The following is a 10,739-nucleotide window of genomic DNA, read 5'->3' as shown; positions in this document are numbered from 1 at the left end:
TTCCGATCGTCCTTCGTTAAAATCAACCATCCCCAACTGCTCACGAATGGCAACCATTCCGTATCCAGGGCATCTGGCAAAAAATGATCGTCGTGAATTTCCACCTGCACGGGGGGTGAAATGAGCAACCGACACTGTTGGCGAATTCAGTGCAAGACCTATGTGAGGTTAGTCAGTTCACAAATAAAGCGATCAACTGACATTTCCTTTTACCATGTAATACACGGTTGGGGGATAATTCTGGCTATGGCTCCCCAATTTTTTAGTGCCGCTGCGCTTTGGGATATTTCGTTTTTCTCTCTCCCATGTATTACACCGTAGAATCAAAATCATTTCTATACTATCGTTGTAATACATGGTGTTAACCAAGATGAAACGGGATATTCAGGGTAAATTTGCGCTCAAAAACGACGACTATCGTTTAGTTCGCTCCCTGAGACTAACCGATAGAAACCTGGAAGGCTGGTATTGTTGCCGAATGCAACGGCTTAACCAGGGCTGACTATTTAGAACAGATTGTGCGGGACGCTATCCTTCCAGGTATTACACGGGATGAAACACTCAATTTACCATGTAATACATGGAAAGAACAATCCCCTCCTCCGTGTAATACGACGGACGAGGAGCATCGTCCTCAAAGCCCAACTCCCCTCATACCCCAACCAGAAGCACTCTTATGCTTTACGCGATCGCACTTTGTGGGAACTAAAGTTAGGTAAGCAAGCTACTGGATAGAAAGTGGCCCTTCAAGCTATCAATCGTTTCATCGCTGAATTGACTTACCCAAACACAAGCATTTTTTGACTTCGCCAACAGCATCGACTGCTCATTTACCCCCGATCACCAAAAGTTGCCAAGACCCACATTTGGTTGCAATTTGCTGTAATTACTTGCCAAGAGATTCCAAATTATCTGGTCTTCCTAACAAAATATCTGACCAAGGCAGTTTCACCAATTCTGGCTCAAGATACTTAAACCTGAAATCACAGCTAATCCTAGTAAAATCCGTTTCATTTTTAACAGTTCCATGTTCCAAATATCCTCCATCCCAAATAAAAGCTTCTCCATATTTTAAATTTATTGGCTGGTAGTTTTTTTTACCGTAATCTGTTTCACACCATACAGTATTAGTATCAAAGACATCTGTAAAAGGTAAATAACAATTGATCTGATCTTCTCTTTTAGTAATATTAGCATCTCGATGAAATTCACTAACGCTCCCCGTCCCTGCTAAATGTACTCTCATCTTTGGATGAGCCGAATAGCTAACCTTAAAGCCATACTTGGGAGCAAGAACTTCCGCAACCCATTTATGATAAACCTGATAAAACAAAGATTGATCTGGGAGTTGTTGCATCAGTTTTCTTAGCTTGATATTATCTTGATAAGAAATCTGAGTAGAGCCAATTTTCTTAGACAAATAAATGTGCAGTTTATTTATTTGAGGAACCTTAAATACATAAGCACAAAGCAATTTATTAAATGGATACTTGTCCGGATCGTAAGCAATGACTTGAGAGTATTTGAGCATAGCTTTATCACTAATAGTTTGTCACTAATACTAAATTTTTTTTTGATTGTAAGACTTTACCACCGATGGATTTTTGCAGAGAAAGAGAGCCAGAAAGTCTCTTTTCCTTATCATTATACAGCGGTTCCTGCTGTAATGCGGTACAATAAACAAAAGAAATATTATTCTGTAGTTAAAGTCTGTTAAAACTATAGACAGTTTTTTTCTGTTGTTGCTCCAAGTCTCCTTGAAGGTCAACGGTCGCTAGTCTCACAAGCGATCGCACTTTTTGGCCTGCTTAGTCTAAACTCCAATAGATCGATCTGTTGATGCTAAAGTTTTGTTAACCAAGTCAGATACTTGATTGACAAGGGATAAATGTTGAATCAGATCTGAAGAATTCATGAGAAATGCCTCCTAGCCTAATCTAGAAAGAATTTTATTAACAACCATGCTGGTATAGTTATGTTTTTCCCACTTATGCCAAAGTAGAAGTCCCCCTTTGCTACTATTTGACTGAACAATAGCTGCTAAATAAGCAGATGCCCATTCCGGTATTTTTGGTCCAAAGTAGTCTGATTTTTCTTTGTAAATAGAAGAACCATAACACTTAGAGGACTCATCTTCTTCGGCGGATTTGGACTCGCCAAAAAACTCGATCGATTTAATAATCGGGTCGATTAAGAGGGTTACTTTTCCAGAATAACAATCTTTATCACCACCCTGCCAAGAGAGTTGACCTTTTTCAAAAGAAAACAACGACACTTGTTTGCTGTTCACTAACAATCCTTTTTCTGAAATAATAAACTTATTAATTGCCTCAGAAAACCGACCAGTTGTTCTTATTGCATATTCCCCAAATATTTGCGACAAATCTGAAGTGTTATATAGCTGATTAGCCAAGGGCAAAAATTCTTTTCTCTTAGGATCGATCTCCTGAGCCGTGAAGTTATTCTTAGCGGGAATTAAGTCATCATTCGTCCAAAGTTTTCCGATAATTCTTCGGTTGCCTTTTGGGGTTATATCTAGTCTTAAAAACCCGTTGTAAGGATTTCCCGATTTAGCGTTCCACTTAATGATTCCGTTATTAAAAACAAATTTTTTGATCCGAATATCATTGATGTAAATAATGCTACTTGCTCTTCGACCCTGATTTCCGATAATTGTGACAACGATCTCTTTAAGAGGTTCTAAGAATACGCCTGTCCAAGGAAATAGATTGTTGCGATTGAGATAATCGATCGATTTGTTAAGGAAAGACCAATCTATTTGATGTCCTCTCTCTTTCAGCCAGAGGTTAAGTTGTTCCCTAGCCTCCTCTTTGTTCAAAGAGCCAATTTTTTTAAGAAGTGAGCTTGAGGAAGTCCTTTTCGTTAAAAGTTCAGTAATAAATTTCTCTGTTTCTTTTGAACGAAGATATCCTCCTTTGCAGGCAACTTGTATTGCCCCCGAGTCTCTAGTGGCGAGCATTCCTCTTTCTTTATCTGAAAGGGCAGAAAATCTGGGATTGTCAAGTGCTTTAATCGGCTCTTTTTCATAAAGCTCTTGCAATTCCGTATCAAAACGAAGCTCAATTAAAAACTTACTGGCTTCTGTCTCTGGTTGCCACCTATAAGATGCGGGAATCCTAAAGTTTTCAAAAGCATCAAAGGCTTTCATTTCTTTTGAACTGTAAAGTCCTATTTCTCGCAAGGGGTTTTTCGGCTTAATTAGAGTTTGACCTTTACGCAGCAAGCCCAAATCTCTAACAACATTTACATTGGAAGCGATCGCATCTCGAGGCGGAATGTAGAATGTAGAAAGTCCTGTGATCTTAAGCTGAGTTTCGGGATCGTGCATCTCGTTGAGATGATAAATCTCGATCAGGGGCGGAATTGTTGGATACCTTGAGCCAATATAATGAGTAACCTTGTACTCTTCCCCATAGATATTTTGCAACCAACTAATAAAATAGGAAAAATCATTATTTAAATAGCCTTGTCTGCGGAATCCTAGTTCTCCGATTAACCCTACTTGCCAAAGAACTACATGGAGACTAGTATCGAGATTTCTTTGTCTCACTAAGGCATCTGTAGCCTCATGAGTCTGTAAACCAGGATGACAAGGATCTATTCCTATATCTGCACATAAAGTATCAAGAGCACAAACACCTGCCTTCATCACAGCTTTATAGCCTTCCCGACGAGCTATTTTTATCGCTCTATGAGTGGACAAGACAAAAATACCTGGATGCCCGTAGAAAACGACAACAACTTTAAGCCCTTGTCTAACCCAGTAGAGTTGGGCTTCTGTCATTTGCATATAAGTTGTGTACCTGACTTTATTTTCTCCATACAAAACATATAAATCTAAGGCATCTGGTCTTAAACGCTTAAGCCAAACAATTGTTGCCGGATCGGCAACACAAAAGAGAACTTTGTCGGCAGCTTCAATCAGTTTTTGGTCGCCTAATGAAATTCCGATTGTCTCAATACCGGAGCCAATTATTATTAACTCACCTTTTTTTGAACAAGGGAGTATTTCGCACGAATCCACTTCTCTGACTTCATCTCTGATCGAGGCAATACCTTTAGCTAGTTCTTCCCAAGCCTTTTGATGCTCTTCATAGGTAGGATATTTGCTTTGATTCGTAGCCATTTATTACTCCAAACTAACTAATTTTTGCAATGAATTTTAAAGCAACCGCCGCACCAACTTTCAGTGGAAGCTCCTTTCCTTGATACTTGTAATCACCCAGAGTTGTGTAAGCTTTTGGCCAATCTGCTTGAGAGGAGTAAGTCGCCATAGCATTTACTGCATCAAGTTCATCGCTGGTTGACCAACGCCATGCTTGTTGTGCTGCATCCTCTCGATCGTTTTTCAAGGAGAGAAGACCAGCTACCACCATATTTTGTTCGTTTACAGAAGCTCCTTGGTGAACATAATAGGAAAATGTAGTCCATCTCTCTTCAATTGAATTGGCAGGATTCTCCATATAATTCATCAGCAGTCCCAAAGGTGATGCCTGTTGTGGTGCTAGATCGGAATAATCCTGCTCGCTCTTCTTGTACCACAACTCTAGAAGCTTTTGCGCTCCAGTCATTGCACCCATCACGGCAGCATTCTTCAAAATAAATTTAAAGATCGCACCCTTCTCTTCCCATAAAGCCTTTCCAACATTTTTAACCAAGCCTATTAGTGCTGAACCATCGATATTGATATCCGTATCAATGTCAGTGTCAATATCAATGACAGTATCAACTACGTTATCAACTACCGTATCAATATCTGTATCAATATCAACATCAATATCGACATCGATATCGACCACAACAAACGGTACATCAATATCAACATCAATATCAACATCAATATCAACATCAACATCAACATCAACATCAACATCGGTATCAACATCGGTATCAACATCAGTGTCAACATCGGTATCGATATCAACATTAACAAGGTCTCCGGCATCCCCTTCTGCGCTGGTAAATTTCTCTGAGAGCCAATCGGAAACCTTACTTAAATCGCTCTTGACTGCATCAATGACAGCTTTTCCACCAGTCTGAAGAGCATTAAAAATATCTGGAATATTCTTCCCTAGGGCAATAACGGTATGACCGATCATCACTAAGTTGACACCCGTATAAGATAGATAGGCTAAATCATAGACCGCCATCCACCAAGCTATTTTGGGAACTTCATAGGGCTGTACGATAACATCATCGCCATCGATCTTCCCTGTAAAAAACAGTTCTATAGTACCGTCATCACCATCATGAAGTTCCATATTTTGCAGAACTGCTTGCAGTTTTATGCCAGAAGTATCTGATGCTCCACTATCCGTGAGGCTTCCTTTGGCGTAGGTTAAATCTACTACTGTGCCATAAATTGGGGAGCCAGTATTTGAATCGAATCCTGTAATTGGATTGTACTTAACACTTCCATTACTGGCAAAAACTATTTCGCCACTCTTTGTCTTTGGTAAAACTAAGGGAATAAATGGTTGAGGTGCTTCAGGATTATAACAATAATAGGTGCCTACCCAAGCACGACCATCATTTTCTGCCCAGTGTGTCACCCCGGAAAATTTCAAGTAATCAAATCCAACTTTATTCTCTGAAAACCATTGATCTAGTAAATCCTTTTGATTGACTAAATTCTGATTATCGATAATTATTTCATTGATATCTAAAGAGTTTGGGCTATAGGGATTGGCTTTATAGGATTTGTAAAAAGCTAGTGCTGCCTCTGCTTTAGTCTCGTCGTCTTGGGAAATAGTAACATTTGTGTCTCCAAGAATATTGGAAACTACTGAAGCTAGGGGAAATCCGTCGGACTGTCTGGCAAAGGACAAATAGACTAAAGGTTCGGTTGGTGTATAGTCCTGTTTGGAATTGGCCGCAACTGAACCTACTTTAGTATAGATCGGATATAGTGTATCTGGATTGGAAGCAGAAGCTCCTGTGGGAACTTGGTAAGTGTAAATATCTAATGGCTGATTGTATTGATTATCGATGTGAACTGGATGTCCTGTCATGATCTACTCCTTTAAATTTAATTGAAATGTTACGACACCTAACTTATTCCTACTTATCCCTCTTCTGGTTCATAGGCTCCGCTTTCCAACTCTTTTATCTCGTCTTTGTTGGCTTCTATTTTTTCTTCAATATCTCTAACTTCTTGGGTTAGAGATTCCATATTTAATTTCCAATCTGAAGATGCACTCGATTCAGCCTGTGCGATCGTATTACTAATGTTAATAGTAAGATTAGCTATGTCGTTATTGGCGTGAGTAACGATATCATAGAGGGTTGTCGGCTCTGAACTATCTAAGGAGTTTTTAATATCTGCTAGAGATGTAGCGAGACTTTCAACCTTACTCCCCATACCTGCTATTTCAGTCAATGCCTCTAATTGCTTTGCTTGACTTTGTAACTGATTAAGAATATCTGATTTCTGCTGTTCGAGCAGCTGAGCGTATTGCTTGCGCCACGCCTCTTGAGAATATTGTTCGCCAGTTCTGGGTGTGACAATCTTGTCTAGAGTGCCATCTGAATTGGTGCTATAGGTTACTTCTCCTGGACGACTGGTATAGTTTCGATCGATAAACTGACCTAGGTCTAGCTTATTTTTGTCTAAAGTGGCTTTAAGTTCCTTACTAATATCAACGAGCTTGTGACTTCCTATGTTTAATCTCACATCGGTTGGTAGGAGGTCATAATTCACGCCCAGCGTAATTTCTTGAAGAGATAAAGCTAGTTCTTCTAAAGGATCGAATTCTGGTCTGACAATGGAAATACGACCTTTGAATCCATTCTTCGCTTCAAGTAAGGGCAAGATATTTTCTGGTGTAGCAAGTGGTGCAAGAAAGATGCTTCTTACCTCACTAATAGACATGGCCTCATGTACATTTAGTGCAGAAGCTCTGGGCATATTGCCATAGGAATGGGTTACATCTATAGCTAATTCGAGGGAAGGGTTTACCAGTCTGGCTTCATTGACAATTGCTTGGGCTGGAATGAGTGCCGTCTCAAGGACAATATTCTTACCAACCAAGCTTAAAACTTTATCCCCTGACAACCACCAACTCATATCCATTGCTAAGTAGGTGTGAACGAATTCTTCTATTCCTAAAGTGTTACGAAACGCTTCGGCATTTTTTAAGGCTTGTTCAAGAGTATTATTTGAGCCTGTAGTCAGCCTTGTTTTAGAGGTTAAAAGGTGATTAAATGTTTCTTCTAAACTCAAAACTTTAGGCTCTGTCAAGCGACTAATCAGTCTAGAAGTCGCCTGTTGGGCATAATCGGCTTCTTTCACAACTGCTCCATCAAAAAAGCCCGGTTTTGGGGCAGGCAAACCCTCAATGTCAGCCAGTATTTGGCGAAATGTACGAAGTTCGGGAAAGTCGCTTAATTTTGGTCTATTTGTTACGGTTCTGTCCCTCAAAATAGGTAGCAATGTTCGCCTTAACAGAGATACTTGTTCCACATTTGCTGTCAAAAGTTTAGCAAATTTTGGGCTTAACCCTTTTGGGCCGAGTAAGAATGATTTGAGAAATTGATTATAGGGCATAAATTAGGATTTCCTCATTATTAAAAATACTGGCGATTGGTTACCAATGGACAATTGATAATTGACAATTATCAATAAATTCATTTGGTTTAAAGCCTCCCCTTTAAAGATATGAGCGCCAGAATTAGAGGAGAGCCAAGTTTTTTATTCGGGAAATTCAGGGGGAAATTCGTCGCCCTCTGCCGGTTCTTCTCCTGTTCCTTTTTCTTCTTGCTCGTTCACTTTTTCCATATCTTCAGTAATTTTATCCCCTAACTCTTTTTGTTCGTTGAGTATTTCTTTTTGTTGTTCACCAATGGTTTTTCCTAAGTCATTCTCAAGTTTCTCGGAGGAGCTTCTCAAATTGGCTAATGCTTCTTTTTGAGTTGAAACAACGTCTTTGATCGTACTAGGCTCGGCTTGATCTAAGGCAGTGTTTATGTCTTGAACACTGGTGGCGGCAGATTCCAACTGCCCCATTTGTTGTGCTGTCATTTCTGGAGCAAACTCGGCAAGAGTTTCGAGTCTTGCTGCCTCTGTTTGTAACGTAGCCTCAATGCGTGCTGCATCGCCATTGGCAGAAACCAGCTCTTCTGAGTTTGCCGCTTGCTCTATAGCCTGTTGTCCGTCTGAAGGAAGTTCTTGCTTACCGTCTGTCAGCTTTTTAATCAAATCTTCGTTGTTCTTTTTGAGTATTTCTTCAAAGCTTTTTTGTTGTTGTTCTAGGAGTTCTTTTGTGGTTGGTTCCTTTACACCCGCTTTAGCCTTAGCCCATTTATAAATACCCCAAAGTGTGCTTCCGAGAAAATGAAGCATCATTAATGCTCCACCAATTTGCATCACAGATTGAAAGATTTGTGCAGAGTTTTTAGGATGAAATAGTGTATTCCAAAAACTTGAGGAAGGATCGTTTGATTTTTGTGGCGAGTCAATCCCCAAAACAGTTTGACCATTTACTGAGCCAGTTAATAATGAAATAATTTGGGTATCTGTCGGGTTCTGACTAAATCTGCTTTTTAATTGAAAAGCCCCCCTAAGTGCCAGTCCTGGTATATCTAAAGAGGGATCGTCAAGAAATAGTCCATCGGAATAAGTTAATGATTTAGCCTTAGAAGAGTCAACATCAACTGTAGTTGTATCAGTTGGATTTTTGGCTGGAGTAAAAGTAATACTGTAACCACCATTAGCTTTTGTTAGATCTATTGCACCAGATTTGGTTAGGGAAACAGTGCCAACGAAACTTGTTGCCGTGCCATCGCTGCTGTACAAGTAATAGGTAACACTATCATTATACTCTGCCCAAACGAAAGGAAATTTTTGATAGTAGCTTTGCACGGCTACAACAGCCGCTAAGGTAACGTTTTGGTAATTTTTTGTGCTTTTAAAAAAGGCATTTACGTTGTCAGTAATCGAGTTGGCTACATTGTTTGAAGAATTATCTGAACCATCTGCTCGATCTGATGCTGCACTTGATGTTTGAGACATGGCAGCTTGGTAATTTTTGGCCAATTGTGATTCGGGATAGGCAGAAATTGTCTGATGAAACTGAGCCGCATTTTTCATCGCATCACGATCGTCTTTTGTTACTGTCTGATCGGGAAAATTTGGCGGTGTGGCAAAGATATTTTTCATCACGCCATTATTGGCAACGGGAGAAATCCAATTAGCAGTACTAATTATTAAGTCATACAATAAAGCCGGCTTCGTTTGACCTGTTGTAGGATCTTTGTAATACTGATCGAGGGTAACTGTGTCAGAAGTTCCTTGTGCGATCGAATTTTTGCCACTAGATGTGTCAAGTATTTTTAAGTCTTGATTGTACACATCTGTAGCACCTGAACCTCCGGGAGCATCTGCCGTAGATGGAATAACAACTATAACATCCACATCACTGTTATTAATAATCTTAATAAGTTTTGTTGGATCGGGGGAGGATACTAAATCTTGAACTGTTTGCTGCGTTTTTATGGGCTTGGAAGAGGACATAGATTCTTATCCTTTTTAGTTTGAGTTTTTATTTTTGAATCACCATAACATTCCTCTACCTAAATAAAAAAAACTTTACTAAAATTAATATTTATTCCTCCAGGTGTGGATGTAAAGGAGTTTAGTGTCTTTATGGCGATGAAGAAGTTGTGCAATTACGTGAGTTCGATGGCTGGCGATCGCAAGTTTCGGTCAGATGCACTTTATACCCAGTCCAAGTCACACTGCGTTTGTTACCAAAGCGAGCATCGATGTCATAAGGAGAGTCAAAACGACTACCAGAAGGAGCTAAGTCGCTGGCAGCCCGCAATCTTACTTGCTCATTCTCCACATAATATTGATGTATCCAAGTCTGTCGCAAAATTTCGACTGCTGGCACAAGCCTCAGCCAATTTTGGACATCTTCTGCCCACACAGATATCAGTAATTGCATACCATCTGTGCCAATCATCTCAGCATATTCTTTACGAGCAGCAATGCCTTTGGGTAGGCGATACTCTTCTATGGCACGACCGTAGCGTTCAAACCATTCCTCTGGAACCCATGAACGTAACCAGTCTGGCGCAACTGTAGCTAGGCCATTGAGGGCCGCACGTAGGGTTTCACCTACCCCTTCTAGTCGGTTCAAGTTGCGAATAGCAGCCAGCACATGAGTAGAGTCCGTGCGCTGTTTTCCTCTTTCTTTGAGCCATCCACGTTCTTTAAATTGTTTCAGTAAGGTGTCTAGCAGTTGTTGTTCTGCACCACCAGTTATCAATCGGGTGCGAAATTCACATAATACAGAGAAATCAAACCCTGGGTCGGTCAATTCCAACCCCAAAACATATTTCCAATCAATTCTACTGCGGACAGCTTCAGCCGCTTGTCGATCTGGCAAATCCTCAATAAATTGCAGCACACAGATTAATGCCAGTCGCCAAGGTGTAACTGTTGGTTGACCATGAGTGGGATACAAGGCGGTAAAGTCACTATCACTGTAAAGTGTGCCAATTTCATCTCGCAGCGTGAGATAAAGGTTTCCTTTGGGGAAAGCAGCACGGGCGACACGAACTGTTTCCTCTGGCACAGGACTGATGGGTTGTGGTTTTAGTGACATATCCCTAACTCTCCTGGCTATATATAGTGCCAATCTTAGGGTGACACTTTACGGATTTGCTGTCTACTTTTGACTTCGCCAACAGCATCGGTTGCTCATTTCACCCCCACG

At 40.3% G+C, this 10,739-nt stretch carries 6 protein-coding genes and 1 pseudogene; all 7 read right to left on the bottom strand.

The genetic code is table 11. The features are described 5' to 3' along the window. A pseudogene (locus OSCI_RS30910) lies at window positions 1–104 on the bottom strand (hypothetical protein); the annotation flags it as partial. A gap of 782 nt (window positions 105–886) precedes the next feature. Further along, window positions 887–1,531, bottom strand: coding sequence for a hypothetical protein (locus tag OSCI_RS22200; RefSeq protein WP_007357405.1), 645 nt, complete (start codon window positions 1,529–1,531; stop codon window positions 887–889). A 396-nt stretch (window positions 1,532–1,927) separates the two neighbouring features. Continuing rightward, the gene (locus OSCI_RS22195) at window positions 1,928–4,147 is read right to left on the bottom strand and encodes an SAM-dependent methyltransferase (RefSeq protein WP_007357404.1); all 2,220 of its coding nucleotides are present in this window, start codon (window positions 4,145–4,147) and stop codon (window positions 1,928–1,930) included. A 13-nt stretch (window positions 4,148–4,160) separates the two neighbouring features. Next, on the bottom strand, window positions 4,161–6,032 hold the full coding sequence (locus OSCI_RS22190) for a hypothetical protein (protein ID WP_007357403.1): 1,872 nt from the start codon (window positions 6,030–6,032) through the stop codon (window positions 4,161–4,163). A 53-nt stretch (window positions 6,033–6,085) separates the two neighbouring features. Further along, on the bottom strand, window positions 6,086–7,567 hold the full coding sequence (locus OSCI_RS22185; protein ID WP_007357402.1) for a hypothetical protein: 1,482 nt from the start codon (window positions 7,565–7,567) through the stop codon (window positions 6,086–6,088). 144 nt (window positions 7,568–7,711) lie between these two features. After that, window positions 7,712–9,532: a hypothetical protein gene (locus OSCI_RS22180; protein WP_007357401.1), complete on the bottom strand. Its 1,821-nt coding sequence runs from the start codon at window positions 9,530–9,532 to the stop codon at window positions 7,712–7,714. 130 nt (window positions 9,533–9,662) lie between these two features. Then, a complete protein-coding gene (locus tag OSCI_RS22175; protein WP_007357400.1) occupies window positions 9,663–10,628 on the bottom strand; it encodes an IS5 family transposase in 966 nt (321 codons plus the stop codon). Window positions 10,629–10,739 lie beyond the last annotated feature (111 nt).

The organism is Kamptonema sp. PCC 6506 (assembly GCF_000180455.1).
Classification (GTDB): domain Bacteria; phylum Cyanobacteriota; class Cyanobacteriia; order Cyanobacteriales; family Microcoleaceae; genus Kamptonema; species Kamptonema formosum.
This window is presented reverse-complemented; position numbering and strand designations above follow the sequence as displayed.